This is a genomic window from Franconibacter sp. IITDAS19, from assembly GCF_023079515.1.
GTDB lineage: Bacteria > Pseudomonadota > Gammaproteobacteria > Enterobacterales > Enterobacteriaceae > Franconibacter > Franconibacter pulveris.
This window is the reverse complement of the sequence record NZ_JALJCP010000001.1, coordinates 616,711-634,659: the sequence shown is the minus strand read 5'-3', so window position 1 is coordinate 634,659 and position 17,949 is coordinate 616,711. Positions and strand designations below refer to the sequence as shown.

The following is a 17,949-nucleotide window of genomic DNA, read 5'->3' as shown; positions in this document are numbered from 1 at the left end:
GTCACTCATTTCAGCGACAGAAAGAGTTTATGAGAATTTTTGCATAAATTACACTACTACCATTCCAGCCCTTCCCCTACTCTCAAATCGTGACCCGCTTTTTGTCGCGCCACTTTTCGTTTAACCCTACATAAAACCGCGTTGATTCAAAGAGATAACTAAATCTCTGCCGCCTTTGCCGCCAGGGCGAAGGCGCACAGTCCGAACAGGTACGCCAACGCCAACCGAACGTGGAGAGAGAGATGAGTCAAGGTATTAATCAGGAGATGACGGCGGTGAAAAGCAAACGCGTCATCCGCAACCTGCGCTGGTGGGTGTTGGTGCTGTTTTTAATGGGCGTTACCGTTAACTACATTACCCGCAACTCGCTGGGCATTCTGGCGCCGGAGCTGAAAACCAGCCTCGGCATTACTACCGAACAATATTCCTGGATAGTCGGCGCGTTCCAGCTCGCCTATACCGTTTTCCAACCGCTGTGCGGCTGGCTTATCGACGTTATCGGCCTCAAGCTCGGCTTTCTGATTTGCGCCTCGCTCTGGGCGCTGATGTGCATTCTTCACGCCGGCGCGGGAAGCTGGCTGCATCTGGCCATTCTGCGCTTTTTGATGGGCGGCGCGGAAGCCGCAGCCACCCCGGCTAACGCCAAAACGCTGGGCGAATGGTTCCCGAAAAAAGAGCGTCCGGTGGCGGCCGGCTGGGCTGGCGTCGGCTTTTCCATCGGCGCGATGCTCGCGCCGCCGATTATCTACTTCGCGCACGCCACCTTCGGCTGGCAGGGCGCGTTCCTTTTCACCGGCATTCTGGCGCTGGGCTGGGTGATTTTGTGGTGGCTCTTTTACCACAACCCCGAGCAGCACCCTCGTCTTGGCAAAGAAGAGCTGGCCTTTATTAAGCAGGACAACGAGCCGCCGGCGGTGAAACTGCCGTTCTTCACCGCGCTGAAAACCGTGTCGAAAAACAAGCGCTTCTACGGCATCGCTATCCCGGCGTTTATGGCGGAACCCGCCTGGGCGGTGATGAGCTTCTGGGTGCCGCTTTATCTTGCCAAAGAGCACGGCATGGATCTCAAGCAAATCGCCATGTTCGCCTGGCTGCCCTTCCTCGCCGCCGACCTGGGCTCTGTCGCCAGCGGCTATCTGACAAAGCTTTACGTACGCTGGTTTGGCTGCACCCGGGTTAACTCGGTAGTGGCAAGCTCCGTGACGGGCGCGTTCCTGATGATCTCGCTGGCGATTGTCACCCTCACCCGCGACCCGTATATCACCATTGTGCTTATCTCCATCGGCGGTTTCGGCCACCAGATTATCTCCTGCATGCTGAGCGCGCTGGTGGTGGAGTCGTTCGATAAGGGCCAGATGGCGACGGTGAACGGCATGCGCGGCTCCTGCGCGTGGATAGCCAGCTTTATTTTCTCGCTGATTATCGGCGTTACCGCCGACAAAATCGGCTTTAACCCGCTCTTTATCGCCATGGGCTTCTTCGACCTGATTGGCGCCTTCTTCCTTATCGCTTTTATTGCTGAACGCCGCGCAAAACGCGCCTGAAATGGATAGTTAAGATGAAAACGCTCAAACACTGGACATTAACGCAGTCAGACAAGCACCACGTCGAGTTAACGGTGGATGGAGAACATCGGCTTTGCCTCTATGTGCTGGAGCACGGAATGTTCCGCGTGCTGGTCAAACGCCGCGGCGAACTCGCCCTTAACCGCACCTGGAGCATCGCCCCGCAAAATGATGTGCCCTGGGAAGGACGCGAACGGGAAAGCGTTGCGGGCTTCAGCCTGCCTGGCTTTACGCTGGAAGAGACGCCGGAGCGATTGGTTATCGCTACCGATAAGCTTCGCGTGACGGTGCATCAGCCGCTGTGGCTTGAGTGGCACTACCGCGACGAGGCGGGTGACTGGCAATTCCTGACCGCCGACCGGCGCACCAGCGCCTACCTGCTGAACGCGCATGGCGACGGTGTGGCGCACTACCAGCATCGTCAAAAAACGGACCGCTTTTACGGGCTTGGCGAAAAGGCCGGGCCGCTTGAGCGCACCGGCAAGCGTTACGAAATGCGTAATCTGGATGCGATGGGCTACAACGCGGCGAGCACCGACCCGCTCTATAAGCACATTCCCTTCACCATTACGCGCCGTGATGACGTCAGCTTCGGCCTCTTTTATGACAACCTGAGCAGCTGCTGGCTTGACCTCGGCAATGAAATTGATAACTACCACCAGCCCTATCGCCGCTGGCAGGCGGAAGCGGGCGATATCGACTATTACCTGTTCGTCGGCCCGCGCGTGCTGGATGTGACGAAAGCGTTCGTCCGCCTCACCGGCAAAACCTTCTTCGGGCCAAAATGGAGCCTTGGCTACAGCGGCTCAACGATGCACTACACCGACGCGCCGGATGCGCAGAACCAGCTGATGAACTTTATTCGCCTGTGCGAGGAGCATGCGATTCCGTGCGATTCATTCCAGCTCTCCTCAGGCTATACCTCCATCAACAACAAGCGTTACGTCTTTAACTGGAACTATGACAAAGTGCCGCAGCCGAAAGCGATGAGCGGCGCGTTTCACGAAGCGGGGCTAAAGCTTGCCGCCAATATCAAGCCATGCCTGTTGCAGGACCATCCGCGCTATCACGAGGTGGCGAACAAGGGGCTGTTTATTCGCGATTCCGAAAGCGACGCGCCGGAGCGCTCAAGCTTCTGGGACGATGAAGGTTCGCACCTCGATTTCACCAACCCGGCGGCGATCGCCTGGTGGCAGGAAGGGGTAACGACCCAACTGCTTGAGATGGGCATTGATTCAACCTGGAACGATAACAACGAATATGAAGTGTGGGACGGCGAAGCGCGCTGCCATGGCTTTGGCTCTCCCATCGCCATTAAGCATATTCGTCCGGTAATGCCGCTGTTGATGATGCGCGCCTCGATGGAAGCGCAGCAGCGTTTCGCGCCGGAAAAACGCCCCTATCTGATTTCCCGCTCCGGCTGTGCGGGCATGCAGCGCTATGTGCAGACCTGGAGCGGCGACAACCGCACCAACTGGGACACGCTGCGCTATAACATCCGCATGGGCGTAGGGATGAGCCTTTCCGGGCTTTACAACGTAGGTCACGACGTGGGCGGTTTTTCAGGCGATAAGCCGGACGCGGAGCTGTTCGTGCGCTGGGTGCAAAACGGTGTTATGCATCCGCGTTTCACCATTCACTCCTGGAACGACGACCAGACGGTTAACGAGCCGTGGATGTACCCGGCGGCGACGCCTGCCATCCGCGCGGCGATTGAACTGCGCTACCGGCTGCTGCCTTACCTTTATACGCTGCTGTGGCAGGCGCACGCCGACGACGAGCCGATGCTGCGCCCGACGTTCCTCGATCACGAGCATGACCCGCAAACCTTCGCTGAATGCGACGAGTTTATGCTGGGGCGCGATCTGCTGGTGGCAAGCGTGGTGGAACCCGGTCAGCGCGAGCGTAAGCTCTGGTTGCCGGATAACGCCGCGGGCTGGTATGACTTTTACACCGGCGCCTGGTATTCCGGCGGTCAGTGGGTGACGCTTAACGCGCCGCTGGAAACCCTGCCGCTGCTGGTGCGTGCGGGCGCGGGCCTGCCACTCTCTTCCCGCCTGCATCATGTCGATGCGCAGCGCGACGACCAGCGTGCGTTAACCCTTTTCCCGCTGAAAGGCGCAGGCGAAGCAAGCGGCCAGCTGTTTGAAGACGACGGCGAATCCTGGGGATATAAAGAAGGCAATGCGCTGTGGGTGAACTGGCGGATGAAATGCAGCGCCGATGAAATTCATCTGACGCTCTCCGCCACCGGCGACTACCGCCCGGCGTGGCGCGAACTTCACGTCACGCTGCCGCCCGGCGAAACGCGCCACCTGGTGATTAACGGCGAAGAGACGGATGCCTGGGCGCTGTAATCTGACGCGTTTTTTCGTCCCGGCCCCTCACCCCACAGAGGAGAGGGAGAAAACCAGCGCGCGCCCCTCATCTGAAGCGCCAACGCCGCTGCGGCAAGCCTGCAAATCCCCGGGAGCTTACTCAGGTAAGTGACCGGGGTGCGCAGCCGCTGCCAACGCCGCTGCGGCGCGAAAGACGACGGGAAAGTTATTCGATGCCGCTCTCCACCGCTTTCCCTATGGATTTCGCGTTGCGGCAAGGCGGCAAGCCTGCAAATCCCCGGGAGCTTACTCTGGTAAGTGACCGGGGTGCGCAGGCGCTGCCAACGCCGCTGCGGCGCGAAAGACGACGGGAAAGTTATTCGATGCCTTTGCTGCGCAGGTAATCTTCGTACCCACCGGAGAAATCCACTACGCGCTCTGGCGTAATTTCCAGTACGCGGGTGGCCAGCGAGCTGACAAACTCGCGGTCGTGAGAGACGAAGATCAGCGTGCCCTGATACATTTCCAGCGCGGCGTTGAGCGACTCGATAGATTCCATATCGAGGTGGTTGGTCGGTTCGTCCATGATCAGGATGTTCGGTTTTTGCATCATGAGCTTGCCGAACAGCATACGGCCTTTCTCGCCGCCGGAGAGCACTTTCGCCGGCTTTTTAATGTCGTCCTGGCTGAAGAGCAAACGTCCCAGAATGCTGCGCACCGCTTGCTCGTCGTCCCCTTCCTGCTTCCACTGGCTCATCCAGTCGAATACGGTGAGGTCATTTTCGAACTCATATTCATGATCCTGGGCGTAGTAGCCAATCTGCGCGTTTTCAGACCATTTTACGGCGCCGTTGTCCGGCTGCAGTTCGCCTACCAGCGTTTTTAACAGGGTCGATTTACCCACGCCGTTAGCGCCCAGAATGGCCATTTTCTCGCCCACTTCCAGCAGCAGGCCGACATGTTTAAACAGCGGGCCGTTGTCGAAGCCTTTGGTCAGCGCTTCCACTTCCAGCGCGTTACGGAACAGCTTCTTGTCCTGCTCGAAGCGGATAAACGGGTTCTGACGGCTGGAGGCTTTTACCTCTTCCAGCTTGATTTTATCAATCTGACGGGCGCGGGAGGTCGCCTGACGGGACTTGGAGGCGTTGGCGCTAAAGCGGCTAACGAAGGATTGCAGGTCGGCAATCTGCGCTTTCTTCTTGGCGTTATCCGCCAGCAGACGTTCGCGCGCCTGGGTCGCCGCCGTCATGTATTCGTCGTAGTTGCCCGGGTAAACACGCAGCTCGCCGTAATCGAGATCCGCCATATGGGTGCAGACCATGTTCAGGAAGTGACGGTCGTGCGAAATGATTATCATGGTGCTTTCACGCTCGTTCAGCGTCTGCTCCAGCCAACGGATGGTGTCGATGTCCAGGTTGTTGGTCGGTTCGTCAAGCAGCAGGATATCGGGGTTGGAGAAGAGCGCCTGCGCCAGCAGCACGCGCAGCTTCCAGCCTGGCGCCACTTCGCTCATCGGCCCGTAATGCTGCTCCAGCGGAATGCCCACGCCAAGCAGCAGTTCGCCCGCGCGGGCTTCTGCGGAGTAACCGTCCATCTCGCCATACTGCACTTCAAGGTCGGCCACTTTGTAGCCATCTTCCTCGCTCATTTCCGCAAGGCCGTAAATGCGGTCGCGCTCCTGCTTCACTTCCCACAGCTCGGCGTGGCCCATTATCACGGTATCCAGCACGGTGTACTGCTCAAAGGCGAACTGATCCTGGCGCAGCTTACCGATGCGCTCGTTTGGGTCGAGGGAAACATTACCGGCGGAAGGCTGGAGATCGCCGCCGAGAATTTTCATAAAGGTGGACTTGCCGCTCCCGTTAGCGCCAATCAGGCCGTAACGGTTGCCGCCGCCAAATTTGACGGAAATGTTTTCAAACAGCGGCTTACTGCCGAACTGCATGGTGACGTTGCTGGTAACTAACACGGGATTGTCCTGCGAAAAAGTGTGATAAACCCCGCAGTATGCCACAACTCCTAATTTAATTCGCCCGGTGAATGAGGCGGCTAAAATGTAAACGAGGGAAAAAAATGTGATTTCATACACATCTGAATTCCCAGGGGGGGAGAATGCACATATAATGCGCTCCCGTATCGGTTTGTCCCTTTAATACACGGCCAGTCTGGCACACAACTTCGCATAAGATGAATATGAAATTACGTACGCTTTTAGTGGCAGCTTTTGCTGTTGTCGGTTTTTGCAAAACCGCCGCTGCCGTGACTTATCCTTTACCAACGGACGGCAGCCGCCTGGTTGGTCAAAACCAGATTATTACCATTCCTGAAGGCAATACGCTGCCGCTCGAAGATTTCGCCGCGCAGTATCAGTTGGGCCTCTCCAACATGCTGGAAGCCAACCCGGGCGTGGACCCGTACCTGCCGAAAGCCGGTACTATCCTTAATATTCCGCAGCAGCTGATCCTGCCGGATACCCCGCACGAAGGCATTGTGATTAACAGCGCCGAGATGCGCCTCTACTACTATCCGAAAGATACGAATACGGTCATCGTCCTGCCAATCGGTATCGGCCAGCTGGGTAAAGATACCCCGATGAACTGGGTGACCAAGGTGGAGCGCAAGAAAGCGGGCCCGACCTGGACGCCGACGGCCAAAATGCATGCGGAATACGCCGCTGCGGGCGAACCGCTGCCAGCCGTCGTACCGGCGGGTCCGGATAACCCGATGGGCCTGTACGCGCTTTACATCGGCCGCCTGTACGCGATTCACGGCACTAACGCCAACTTTGGTATCGGCCTGCGCGTGAGCCACGGCTGCGTGCGTCTGCGTAACGACGACATCAAGTTCCTGTTTGAAAACGTGCCGGTCGGCACCCGCGTGCAGTTTATCAACGAGCCGGTAAAAGCAACCACTGAGCCGGACGGCAGCCGTTACATTGAGGTGCACAACCCGCTCTCCACCAGCGAAGATCAGATCAACAACAACGAAGTTGTGCCTGTTACGCTGACCAGCGCGGTGCAAAACGTCGCCAGCCAGTCTGACGTCGATCAGAACGTCGTTGAGCAGGCTATCCAGAACCGCTCCGGTATGCCGGTGCGTCTGAACTAAGCTTACCGATACGCATTAATGAAAACGGCGGGTGCATAACCCGCCGTTTTTTTATCCGTGGTTCACCACAATAATGCCGCCGTGGTCGTAGCGGTAATGGCAGTGCGCATATTCCAGCGGCGTGCCGTCATCCAGATAGACCACCTGCTCAACCTCCAGCACCGGGTCGCCGGGTTCGCAATTGAGGTAGCGCTGATCCTGTTCATTGGGTTTTAACGCCCGCACCACTCGCCAGGAGCCCATCAGCTTTAGAGCCAGCGTCTCCTGTACATAGCGGAACACCGAGCTTTCGAGATGGCTTTTGTTAAGTCCTGGCACCAGCTGCACCGGCATCAGCGTGAACTCCAGCGACACCGGCTCGCCATCCAGCAGGCGCAGGCGGATAAAGTCATAGACCGGCGCGTCGGCGTCAATCAGCAGCGACGCCTGCTCTTTTTCGTCCGGAAAGCGCAGCTCGAACTTAATCACCTGGCTTGTGACGGTGCCGACATTCTCCCAGGTTTTGGTGGCGCCGAAATAGTCGCTGCCCGGCAGATCCCATTGCGAGAGTTGCAGAAAATTCTTGCGGATAAAGGTGCCGAGCCCCTGGCGCGTATAGACCAGGCCTTCGACGATTAACTGGCGCATCGCCTGTTGAATGGTCATCCGGCTGGTGTTGAACTCCTGCGCCAGCGCGAACTGGTCAGGCAGCGGCAGGTGGGCTGGGTACTGCTGGCTCATGATGCGCTTTTTGATTTCCCGCGCGATAGTGATGTATTTCGCCGCCATCCGCCGTTCCTTTTGTTGTGCTGATTATTCCGCTATCCCACTGTTTTTTAAAGCCACTCGCTCGGCAACTTTGAGGAAAGGCAGGTAGAAGAATACACCAAAGACGATGATGATCAACTGAACCACCACCGCCCGCCAGTCCCCGGCGGTCGCGAGCCAGGCGCTGAGCACCGGCGGCGTGGTCCAGGGGATCATCACCACGCAACGCGACATCAGACCGAGGCTGGTGCAAGCCCAGGCGAAGAAAATACCGATGGCGGGCAGCAGCACGAACGGGATCATCAGCGGCAGGTTGAAGACAATCGGCAGGCCGAAAATGACCGGTTCGTTGATATTGAACAGTCCGGGCGAAATGGCGAGCCGCGCCACCTGCTTCGACGATTTCTGCCGGGCGAAGATAAAGATGGCGATAAGCAGCGACAGCGTGCTGCCGGTGCCGCCAATCATGCCGAATGTCGGCACAAAGATGTTGTTGATGATATGCGGAATGGGCTGCCCGTTGGCGAAGGCCAGCATATTCTCGTTGGTATTGATGAGCAGAAACGGCTCCAGCACCACGCTGTTGACCACCGACTGGTGAATGCCAAGCGTAAACAGGAAATTGCCGAAGCTGTAAATAAAGAGCGTGCCGGGCAGGCTGGTGTTCACCAGCCGCAGCGGCTGCTGGATAAGCGTGGTGATGAGATGAATGAGATCGGTATGCAGCACGGCGGCCAGCAGCGCTGCGATAACGGCGAAGCTCGACAGCGTGAGGATAGTCGGCAGCAGCGCCGAAAACGATTTGCTCACCGCGGGCGGCACGTTCTCTCCCAGCGAAATATCCAGCGCTTTGATGCCTGAGATGCGGATAAACAGCTCGGTAGCCACCAGGCCAATCAGCACGCCGGCGAAAATACCGGTCGAGCCTATATTGGCGTAGGAGAGCGCCTGAGTCACGCGCACCGCGCGCTCGCCGCCCTCCGGCACCAGCTCAAGCCGCATGGGCATCATGATAATAAAGCTGCACAGTGCGATCACCACTGCCGAAACCGGGTTATCGAAATTGCGGTTGCGCGCCAGCGCCCAGGCGATCATTGGCGCTATCAGCAGCGCGGCGATATTCAGCGTGCCATTGATAATCGCTTCGCCCCAGATTTTAAAGCGCGCCAGCGTTTCGCCCTCCAGCACCCAGGGAAAGACCACGTTATTGATAAGCACCGCCAGGCCGGCCAGGATAAAGACCGGCATCACCATGGCGAAGGCGTCCCGCAGCGAACGCAAATGCACCTGTCCGGCGAGGCGGGCGGAATAGTCGACGAACCTGTCGACAAAGGACTGCATCTTCGGTGTTATGTTTGCTTCAGACATTATCAAGCTCCCCCTGTTAATCAGCCGCTTACCGCCCGCTCGCCCGTTACAACGCCTCGCCGTTGCTGCGAATCGCCTGTTTCAGCCACGCGTAGCTCTTTTTTGGCACCCGTTTAAGATCTTTGAGGTCGTGGTTTTCCCGGTTCACATAGACCACGCCGTAGCGCTTGCGCATATCGCCCTGCGAACTAAGGATGTCGATAAGCCCCCATCCGAGATAGCCCAGCACCTGCGCGCCATCGCTGAAAATGGCCTCTTTCATCGCCTGAATGTGGTCGCGGTGGTAGGCGATGCGGTAGCTGTCTTCGACAGGGTTGACGCCATCCCATGATTCAATGACGCCAATGCCATTTTCGATAGGGAAGACCGGCAGCCGCCAGTCGTTGTAATAGCGGGTGATGATGGTGCGAAAGCCGAGCGGGTCTATCTGCCAGTTCCATTCCGTCGCCTTCAGGTAGGGATTCGGCTTATCGCCGTACAGCAGGTAGTCGTTAACCGGCGCGTCGTGCGGGATGGCGTCGCTGTCGAGGGTTTTGCTGGCATAGTAGCTGAAGGCCATAAAGTCGTTTTTCATCTGCTCCAGCCGCGCCAGATCCTCTTCGCGGAAGATATCCTGAAACCCTTCCCGCGCCGCTACCGCCATGACCGCCGGGCTGTAGCCCTGGCCTGCAAAGGCGCGCAGCAGGTTCTGATTGAGAAATTCGTCATACTGCTGGGCGCAGAAAACATCCCGCGGTTTGCAGGTCGCCGGGTAGACAAGCTGGTGCGCCAGCATGCCGCCCATGAGCTTGCCTGGATAGTTCTCGTGCAGATAATGGGTGAGATGGCAATGCGCCATCATCACGTGATGCTGAATTTGATAAAGCTCGCGCAGCGTCTTTTCGCCGCTTAAATAGCCCGCCACCTTAAACGCCTCGGGCATGTGATAGATATTCTGTTCGTTGAAGGTAAGCCAGTAGGTCACCCGGTCGCCGAAGCAGTCGATCATCTTGCGCCCGTAGCGCACAAAGGCCTCCATAACCTTGCGGTCGGTAAAGCCGTTGTATTTGCGCGCCAGCGCCAGCGGCATATCAAAGTGATAGAGGCAGATCATCGGTTCGATGCCGCGCGCCAGCAGGCCGTCAATAAAACGTTCATAAAAAGCGATGCCCTGCGGGTTGAACTCGCCGTCGCCCTCCGGGCAGACCCGGCTCCAGGCTATCTGAAAGCGGTAGCAGTTCATGCCCAGATCCTGCATCAGGTCGAAGTCCTCTTCGTAGCGATGATAGGAATCGGTGGCGACTTTCCAGTCAGACGCGAATTCGCTGGCTTCACGGATGTCGTACACCGACATCCCCTTTCCTTCTTCATCCCATGCACCTTCGGTCTGCATACTGGAAACGGAATTTCCCCACAAAAAGCCTTCTGGCAGTTTCTGCGTCATGCTCGCTCTCCTCGATAGTCATGTAAAGTCATTAAAAGTATATGACTAGTCATATAGACGATGACGATAAGTCAAACAAAAAGCACGTGGCTATTTTGTGAACAGAGTCGAAAAAGCGCAGCATAAAAAAGGCGGCGAGGTTGCCCTCGCCGCCTGAGCGGGTGTGGTGAAAAATCAGGAAGGTGTTAGCTGATTGCGGCGGTATTCCCCCTGCCGCTCCAGCATCCAGCCGGGGTATTCAGGCGGCAGCGCGCTGACGGCGTTGAGCTGGTTAAGCTCGTCTTCGTTCAGATGAATCTCCGTGGCGGCGATATTGTCGCTGAGCTGTTCCTGCCGTTTGGCGCCAATGATCACGCTGCTGACCACCGGCTGGTGCAGCAGCCAGGCCAGCGCGATTTGCGCCACCGATACGCCTCGCGCGTCGGCGATAGCGCGCATCACGTCCACGCAGTCGAAAGCGCGGTCTTTATTGACCGGCGGGAAGTCGAAATTCAGGCGGCGCGACCCGGCTTCGCCCTCGCCTTCACGGCTGTATTTGCCGCTCAGCAAACCGCCCGCCAGCGGGCTCCAGACCATTAATCCCAGCCCTTCGCTTTGCAGCATCGGCGCCAGTTCGCGCTCAAGGTCGCGCCCGGCTATGGTGTAGTAAGCCTGAAGCGAGGCGAAGCGCTCAAGCCCGAGACGCTGCGAAATGCCCAGCGCCTTCATGATTTGCCAGGCTGCCCAGTTGGAAACGCCGATATAGCGAACGTGGCCGTGCCGCACCAGGTTATCCAGCGCGTAAAGCGTCTCCTCGATGGGCGTGGCCGGGTCGAAGCCGTGCAGTTGATAGAGATCGATATGATCAAGCTGCAGGCGCTGAAGGCTCTCTTTCACGCTGTTCATAATGTGATAGCGCGACGAACCGCGTGAATTAACTCCTGCGGTGCCGGTTTCACCAAAGACTTTGGTGGCGACCACCACGTTTTCCCGCGGCACCTGAAGATTTTTCAGCGCCTGGCCGGTAATGATTTCCGAGCGTCCTTCCGAGTAGACATTCGCGGTGTCGATGAAGTTAATGCCCGCATCCAGCGCGCTGCCGACCAGCTTATCCGCCTCGCTCTGCCCCAGCTGGCCGATTTTGGCCCACATACTTTCACCTTCGCCGCCGAACGTCATGGTGCCAAGACAGAGTTCAGAGACAAACAGCCCGGTATTACCCAGTTTGTTATAACGCATAGAACAGCCCTCGTCGGTTAATCGATGTCAGGAACCCTTATCGTTATACACGCCCTGGTGAAAACAGAGAGGATGAATTTCTGCTCATCTCTTGCCTAATCCTCTGAACTTAACCGCGCGGCGCTTCGCCAAAGACAGCATAGTCAGGCAACCGCACATTCTGGTAAGGCTCCCAGCCGCCGCCAAGCGCTTTATAGAGCGCCACTAAATCAAGGCTGCTCTGCACCCGCGCCTGGGCGCGCTGCTCTTCAGCCTGCGCCAGCTGACGCTGGGCGTCGAGCACGTCAAGGAAGGTCGCAATGCCCTTGCGATAGCTGTCGTTGGCCAAATCAAAAGCGGTTTGCAACGCTTCGATGGTGTTATTCAGCCCCGCTTCACGCTGCTGGTCGGTGCGATAACTCACCAGCGCGTTTTCCACATCGGAAAGCGCGGTCAGCACCGTCTGGCGATACTGCAGCACGGCGGCGCCCTGCTCGGCGCGGGCGACCTTCACGCTGGAGACCAGCCGTCCGCCCTGGAAAATGGGAATGGAAAGCTGCGGGCCGAAACTGTAGAAATGGCTGCTCCAGTCAGTCAGATAATCCGCTTCGCTGTTGCGCAGGCCAAACTGCCCGGTAAGGGAAAGGCTCGGGAAAAGCTGCGCTACCGACACGCCGATCTGCGCGGTGGCGGCGTGCAGGTTCGCCTCCGCTTCACGCACGTCGGGGCGACGGCGCGCAAGCGTGGAGGGCACGCCGACCGGCACAATCTCTGGCAGTTTTGGCAGCGGCTGCACATTTTGCAGCTCGCTGTCGAGCGCGCCCGGCGGCTTGCCGAGCAGCACCGCCAGGCCGTTCATCGCCTGGCGCGCCTGCGCCTGATACTGCGGCAGCTGCGCCTGCAGATTGCCGAGCTGGGCGCGGGCATTCTCCACGTCCAGCTGCGGGGAAAGCCCGCCGCGCTGGCGGCTTTCGGTCAGCTCCAGCGTCTGCTGCGCCGAGGCGATTTGCGCGTTCAATGTGTTGATGATGCTTTGCGCGCCGCGCAGCTGTAGCCAGGCGCGGGCCACTTCCGCTTCAAGCGAGACCAGCGCGTCGTTGCGCTGTTCAATCGCCGCCTGCTGTTGCGCCTGCGCCGCCTCCACCTGACGCCGCACCCGGCCCCAGAGGTCAATCTCCCACTGGGCGTCGAAGCTACCCTGATAAAGGTTGATGGGCTGGGTCAGCGGCCCCAGCGCGCCGGCGATTTGCGGGTCGACATCATCGAGTTGGCCGTAAACATCATGCGATTTCAGCTCTCCCTTCAGCCCCAGTTGCTGGCGTGTGGCGCGAAGGTTGCCATTGACCGCAGGGAAAAATGCACCGCCCGCCTGGGTAATTTGTTCACGCGCGCCGGCGATGCGCAGCACCGTTTGCTGCAGCGACAGGTTGCCGGCAATCGCGCGCTCAATCAGGCTGTCCAACTGCGGCGAGTTAAACGCGCGCCACCAGCGGGGATCGGGGGCTGTGGACTGCGCTCGGGAGGCGACGCCCGCTTGATTCTGGCGGGTGGTTTCACCAAACGCGCCGGGGGTGACGGGCTTTGCGCCCTGATAATCCGGCCCTACGGCGCAGCCCGCCGCCAGCAAGGCAAGCGCGATGGCGGGTTGAAAAATCACTCTCCTGGACATGTTAATGTGCTCCTGCGGCGCCTTCGCTCTTGATGGGCGAAAGCAGTAAACAAAAAGGAATCAACAGCAGCGCCACGACGCTTAAAATCGTAAAGACGTCGATGTAGGCGAGAATGCGCGACTGGGCAATCATCGTTTTATACATCTGACCGGTGGCAATGCCCGCCGGATCGCCCGCCAGGCTGGTAAAATTACGTATCGCCTCTGCCGAATGGCGTATCGCCTGCTGAAACTGCTCGTTAAAGGACGACGTGTGGTAGCTCAGATAGGCGCTGTGCGCCTGTGAACGCTCCGTAATCGCCGCAGTGGAAAGCGATATGCCGACGGAGCCTGCCACGTTACGAAACATCGTAAACAGCGCGGCGGAATCGGCGTTCAGCTGCCGGGGAATGGTGATAAACGCAATGGTCGTCAGCGGCACGAACAGAAAGCCAAGCCCGATTGACTGGGCGCTGCGAAAAAGCACCAGCGTTTCAAAATCGATATCCGGCGTGAGCGTGCGCGACCAGAAAAACGATGCGGCAAGGCAGGCGAAACCGAAGGCGATGATATACCGCGTCTGCACTATCGGCATGAGCTTCAGCACAAGGGGAATCGTTAACACAATGAGCACCGCCCCAGGCGAAAGCACCATCCCGGACCAGGTGGCGGTATAGCCCAGATCCTGCTGCGCCAACTGCGGAATAACGACCGAGCTGCCGTAGAGGATCATCGCCATGCCCGCCATCAGCAGGCTGGAGACGGCGAAGTTTTTATCCTTCATGCAGTGCAGGTCAACCACCGGCTTTTTGGCATAGATAAGCCAGAAAATCGCCCCGATGATGCCAATAAGCGTCAGCACCGCGAAAGTGCGAATGAAATTCGAGAGAAACCAGTCTTCATCTTCGCCGCGGTCAAGCATCACCTGCAGGCAGCCGAGGCCCAGGGCTATCAAGCCGATCCCGGTCCAGTCAATAGTCAGTTTCTCTTCGGATTTACGCTCCCAGGGCGGATCTTCCAGCAGCTGATAGATAGCCAGCACGGTAATAATGCCGACCGGGATATTAATAAAGAAGACCCAGCGCCAGGAGTAGTTGTCAGTTATCCAGCCGCCAAGGGTCGGCCCCAGCACCGGGGCGACGATAATGGCGATGGACGAGAGGCCGAACGCCTTGCCGCGATCTTCAGGCTTAAAGTAGTCGAGCAGCACTGACTGCTGGGTAGGCTGCAGCCCGCCGCCGAAAAAACCCTGCAATATACGAAACAGGATAATTTCCCATAGCTCAGTAGCGATACCGCAGAGAAATGAACAGACAGTGAACATCACAATGCAGATAAGGAAAAACTGCTTGCGGCCGAACAGGCGGCTTAAAAACGCCGAAATCGGCAACACGATGCCGTTCGCCACCAGATAGCTGGTGAGCACCCACGTCGATTCGTCATAGCTTGAAGAGAGTGAACCCGCCACGTGCGGCAACGCCACGTTCACGATGGTGGTGTCGAGAATCTCCATAAACACCGCGAGGGTGACAACTATCGCCACCGCCCACGGGTTGCTGGCGGGTTTCCAGTTCTCGTGGCCGTGCTCGCTCATTCCACCGTCACCTTAGGTTCCACGGAAAGCCCGAGCGGCAGCGGCCTGTCGGCGCTGAGCCCTTTATCGATAACGATTTTTACCGGCACGCGCTGGACGATTTTTACAAAGTTGCCGGTGGCGTTTTCCGCCGGGAACGCAGAGAAGCGGGAGCCGCTGCCCTGCTGGATACTGTCGACATGCCCTTCCAGTTCCATATCCGGGAAGGCATCCACCGACAGCGTCACTTTATTGCCAGGGCGCATGCGCTCAAGCTGCGACTCTTTAAAGTTCGCCACTACCCAGATATTGGGGGAAACCACCGAGAAGAGTGAACTGCCCGCCTGCACCAGCGTGCCGAGTTGCACGTTACGCTTTGTGACGTAGCCGTCAAACGGGGCGCGCACTTCGGTATAAGAGAGGTTAAGCTCCGCCGTCTGCAACTGGGCGCGCGCCTGCTCGACCTGTCGCTGACGAGCCTCGACATTGGTCTCCTGCTGACGGATTTGCAGTTTAACCTGCTCGGCGACTTCCAGCTGCGCTTTGGCGTTGGCCAGGCCCGCTTCGGCGCTGCGCAATTGCGCGCTGGCGGTATCGATATTTTGCTGCGACGTGGCGCGGGGGTCGACGCCGCGCTGGCGTTTATATTCGGCGCGGGCGTTAGCGAGATCGGCCTCGGCCTTCAGTACTTGCGCCTGCGCCTGATCCCGCTGGGCGGGATATTGCACTTTAGCCAGCGCCAGCTGCGCCTGAGCCTGATGGAGTTGGGATTCGGCAAGGCCAACCTGCGCCCGGGCCTGATCGCGCTGGGCCAGCGCGTCGCGCGGGTCGATAACCACCAGTAAATCGCCCTTCTTCACCAGCTGGTTGTCTTTTACACGCAGATCCGTCACATAGCCCGCCACTTTTGGCGCTACGGTCACGGCGTCGCCTTCCGTGAAAGCGTCATCGGTGGTCTCTTCGTTGCGGGTCATAAACCACCAGACCAGCGCCACGATAACCATCACGATAACCACGATGCCAAGAATGATTAACGGCTTTTTACCGGGCCGTTTGCGCCCGTTGTCGCCGTTTTTTCCCTCTTCGCCCTGTTTGTTCTCTTTTTTCTCTTCGTCCTGACGAGATGCGTCGTCAGGCTTCTTGTTGTTCTCAGCCATATGCCAGCAACAGTCCTGTCAGTTAACTACGTCACAAAAGCGTCGTTAACTAAACGTAGGACGTAGCTATACATTTTCCAGGAAAAACTGACAAATTAGCACTATCTGAGAAAAAGCAGGTTTATCAACCCGTATCCCACCAGTGCCGACCAGACGAGCAACGGAATAGAGAAGAGATGGAAGCGCCACCAGATGCGACGGTTATTCGCCATGCGCAGCGCAATAATATTGGCGAGCGACCCCGGCAGCAGGCCAAACCCGCCGATGTTAACCGCCCAGGCGAGCAGCGCTGAGGGCGGTACATAGTTAAGCAATAAAATGGTGCCCGGCACATTGCTGATTACCTGCGACAGGCCAATGCCGAGCAGATACAGCCCGCCGTGGGAAAGCGTCGACACATTCTGCATTCCCTGCAGCAGAGGAAGCTGGGTGAGCATATGCACGTCGATAAACATCACCATGAAAACCAGCAGCAGGCTCCAGTCGATGCTGACCAGCACCCGACGCGCCAGCAATGCAAAACCGGCGGCCACCAGCAGAACGCCCCACAATTCGAGTTTAAGCTCAAGCGCAACCAGGAAAACAACATAAAAGGCCAGGCAGCCCCAGACCAGACGCGGCTGCCAGGCGGGGCTTTTCTCCCGCGCCTGATAGTCGAGCTTTTTGGCCGGGAAACAGAACCAGCAAAGAAGCAACAGGCTGGTTACGAGCGCCAGCGCCAGCGGCGCCATCTGCCAGACAAACGCGGCGAACGATTGTCCGGAACGTCCCCAGAGTAATATGTTTTGCGGATTGCCTATCGGCGTCAGCAGCGACCCGGCGTTAACCGCCAGCGCTTCAAAGATAATCAGCCGGTTAACCGGAATATTGCACAGCTTCTTTAAGGTGAGCGTCAGCGGCACAATGATGAAGAGCGCCACGTCGTTAGTTAAAAAGGTAGAAAGCAGCGCGGCGGCGCAGACCAGAAAGAGCGCGAGCTGTCGTTCACTGGCGAAGCGGCGCACCATGCGACGGCCGAGCACGTCAAAATAGCCGCTCAGTTCCACCCCTTTGGTGAGCATCATTAAACCCGCCAGCGTCAGGATAGTATGCCAGTCGATAGCGGAGGCCCACTGCTGCGGCGCGAAGGGCGTGGCGACAAGCAGCGCGGCGCCAACGATAAGCAGCAGTTGTAAGAAACGATCGTGCAGGAAAGGACGCGCCAGCGTTTTAATCATTCGTGACCGAATCCATGTTGTTCGCTGAAGCGGCGAAAGATCTCAAGCGTCTCTTCGCTGACGTGATGTTCCATCCCTTCCGCGTCGCGACGGGCCGTGTCAGGGTTTACGCCCAGCGCCAGCAAGAAGTTTTCTACTATCTGGTGGCGCTCGCGGCTCTGCTGGGCCAGCTTTTCGCCCTCGGCCGTTAAGAAAACGCCCCGCCAGGGGATCTGCTCGATAAGCCCCACGGTGGCCAGCCTTTTGAGCATTTTCGCGACGGTAGGCTGCGAGACGCCGAGCCGCGCCGCCATATCGACCTGACGGGCCTCGCCCACTTCCCGGATAAGATCGGAAATCAGCTCGACATAATCATCAATAAGCTCTCGCCGGTGGGCTTCTCGCACCTGGCGAAAGCCTTCAACATGCTCTTCAACATTAACCAGTTGCGTCACTTTTGTGCTGCTGTGCTTACCTGCCCGACGGCTCATTCTACTTCCTCATTTCAGTGGCGCATTGTTGGGATGCTCTACGGTGCGCCCATTGTAAACCACACCTTCGCCAGCACAAAAAATTAACGAGTTAGCCGTAGCTATAGAATATAGCCTGTGCTATATCTGTATGTAATGCAAACAGCCGAGCAAGGATG

The 17,949-nt window shown here is 58.0% G+C and carries 13 protein-coding genes; 3 read left to right on the top strand and 10 right to left on the bottom strand.

The features are described 5' to 3' along the window. Positions 1-230: 230 nt before the first annotated feature. The gene (locus tag MT962_RS03170; RefSeq protein ID WP_325938060.1) at positions 231-1,544 is read left to right on the top strand and encodes an MFS transporter; all 1,314 of its coding nucleotides are present in this window, start codon (positions 231-233) and stop codon (positions 1,542-1,544) included. 14 nt (positions 1,545-1,558) lie between these two features. Then, entirely contained in the window at positions 1,559-3,922 is a 2,364-nt protein-coding gene (locus MT962_RS03165) for a glycoside hydrolase family 31 protein (RefSeq protein ID WP_247364531.1), read from the top strand. Between the two features lie 337 nt (positions 3,923-4,259). Here MT962_RS03165 and MT962_RS03160 read toward each other — a convergent pair whose 3' ends face one another. Continuing rightward, positions 4,260-5,852 carry an ABC-F family ATPase gene (locus MT962_RS03160; RefSeq protein WP_024556003.1) on the bottom strand — a complete coding sequence of 531 codons (1,593 nt, stop codon included), beginning with the start codon at positions 5,850-5,852 and terminating at the stop codon, positions 4,260-4,262. Between the two features lie 218 nt (positions 5,853-6,070). On the opposite strand from MT962_RS03160, the gene ldtB reads away from it, so the two are divergent. Next, complete coding sequence (gene ldtB, locus MT962_RS03155; RefSeq protein WP_024556002.1) at positions 6,071-6,991, top strand: L,D-transpeptidase; 921 nt, start codon at positions 6,071-6,073, stop codon at positions 6,989-6,991. Positions 6,992-7,042: 51 nt separating this feature from the next. On the opposite strand, the gene MT962_RS03150 is transcribed toward ldtB, so the two are convergent. From MT962_RS03150 to mntR, 9 genes are all read right to left on the bottom strand, one after another. Next, positions 7,043-7,759, bottom strand: coding sequence for a GntR family transcriptional regulator (locus MT962_RS03150; protein ID WP_024556001.1), 717 nt, complete (start codon positions 7,757-7,759; stop codon positions 7,043-7,045). 24 nt (positions 7,760-7,783) lie between these two features. Then, complete coding sequence (locus tag MT962_RS03145; RefSeq protein WP_024561200.1) at positions 7,784-9,106, bottom strand: PTS transporter subunit EIIC; 1,323 nt, start codon at positions 9,104-9,106, stop codon at positions 7,784-7,786. Positions 9,107-9,152: 46 nt separating this feature from the next. Further along, positions 9,153-10,529, bottom strand: coding sequence for a glycoside hydrolase family 1 protein (locus MT962_RS03140; protein ID WP_188723236.1), 1,377 nt, complete (start codon positions 10,527-10,529; stop codon positions 9,153-9,155). 174 nt (positions 10,530-10,703) lie between these two features. Continuing rightward, positions 10,704-11,747, bottom strand: a complete 1,044-nt coding sequence (locus MT962_RS03135; RefSeq protein ID WP_048888373.1) for an aldo/keto reductase — start codon at positions 11,745-11,747, stop codon at positions 10,704-10,706. A 109-nt stretch (positions 11,748-11,856) separates the two neighbouring features. Continuing rightward, entirely contained in the window at positions 11,857-13,395 is a 1,539-nt protein-coding gene (locus tag MT962_RS03130; RefSeq protein ID WP_024555997.1) for an efflux transporter outer membrane subunit, read from the bottom strand. A 1-nt stretch (position 13,396) separates the two neighbouring features. Beyond that, complete coding sequence (locus tag MT962_RS03125) at positions 13,397-14,968, bottom strand: DHA2 family efflux MFS transporter permease subunit (protein WP_024555996.1); 1,572 nt, start codon at positions 14,966-14,968, stop codon at positions 13,397-13,399. Further along, complete coding sequence (locus MT962_RS03120) at positions 14,965-16,104, bottom strand: HlyD family secretion protein (RefSeq protein WP_024555995.1); 1,140 nt, start codon at positions 16,102-16,104, stop codon at positions 14,965-14,967. Before MT962_RS03120 ends, MT962_RS03125 begins: the two co-directional genes overlap by 4 nt. 101 nt (positions 16,105-16,205) lie before the next feature. Continuing rightward, complete coding sequence (locus MT962_RS03115; RefSeq protein WP_247364530.1) at positions 16,206-17,321, bottom strand: SLC13 family permease; 1,116 nt, start codon at positions 17,319-17,321, stop codon at positions 16,206-16,208. Continuing rightward, entirely contained in the window at positions 17,318-17,791 is a 474-nt protein-coding gene (gene mntR, locus MT962_RS03110; RefSeq protein WP_024555993.1) for a manganese-binding transcriptional regulator MntR, read from the bottom strand. Before mntR ends, MT962_RS03115 begins: the two co-directional genes overlap by 4 nt. Between the last annotated feature and the right edge of the window lie 158 nt (positions 17,792-17,949).

What these genes read in the sequence shown, in the direction of transcription:
- mntR (WP_024555993.1), bottom strand. Translation starts at nt 17,791, where the DNA reads ATGAGCCGTCGGGCAGGTAAGCACAGCAGCACAAAAGTGACGCAACTG.
- MT962_RS03150 (WP_024556001.1), bottom strand. Translation starts at nt 7,759, where the DNA reads ATGGCGGCGAAATACATCACTATCGCGCGGGAAATCAAAAAGCGCATC.
- MT962_RS03135 (WP_048888373.1), bottom strand. Translation starts at nt 11,747, where the DNA reads ATGCGTTATAACAAACTGGGTAATACCGGGCTGTTTGTCTCTGAACTC.
- MT962_RS03115 (WP_247364530.1), bottom strand. Translation starts at nt 17,321, where the DNA reads ATGATTAAAACGCTGGCGCGTCCTTTCCTGCACGATCGTTTCTTACAA.
- MT962_RS03140 (WP_188723236.1), bottom strand. Translation starts at nt 10,529, where the DNA reads ATGACGCAGAAACTGCCAGAAGGCTTTTTGTGGGGAAATTCCGTTTCC.
- MT962_RS03120 (WP_024555995.1), bottom strand. Translation starts at nt 16,104, where the DNA reads ATGGCTGAGAACAACAAGAAGCCTGACGACGCATCTCGTCAGGACGAA.
- MT962_RS03145 (WP_024561200.1), bottom strand. Translation starts at nt 9,106, where the DNA reads ATGTCTGAAGCAAACATAACACCGAAGATGCAGTCCTTTGTCGACAGG.
- MT962_RS03125 (WP_024555996.1), bottom strand. Translation starts at nt 14,968, where the DNA reads ATGAGCGAGCACGGCCACGAGAACTGGAAACCCGCCAGCAACCCGTGG.
- MT962_RS03130 (WP_024555997.1), bottom strand. Translation starts at nt 13,395, where the DNA reads ATGTCCAGGAGAGTGATTTTTCAACCCGCCATCGCGCTTGCCTTGCTG.
- ldtB (WP_024556002.1), top strand. Translation starts at nt 6,071, where the DNA reads ATGAATATGAAATTACGTACGCTTTTAGTGGCAGCTTTTGCTGTTGTC.
- MT962_RS03165 (WP_247364531.1), top strand. Translation starts at nt 1,559, where the DNA reads ATGAAAACGCTCAAACACTGGACATTAACGCAGTCAGACAAGCACCAC.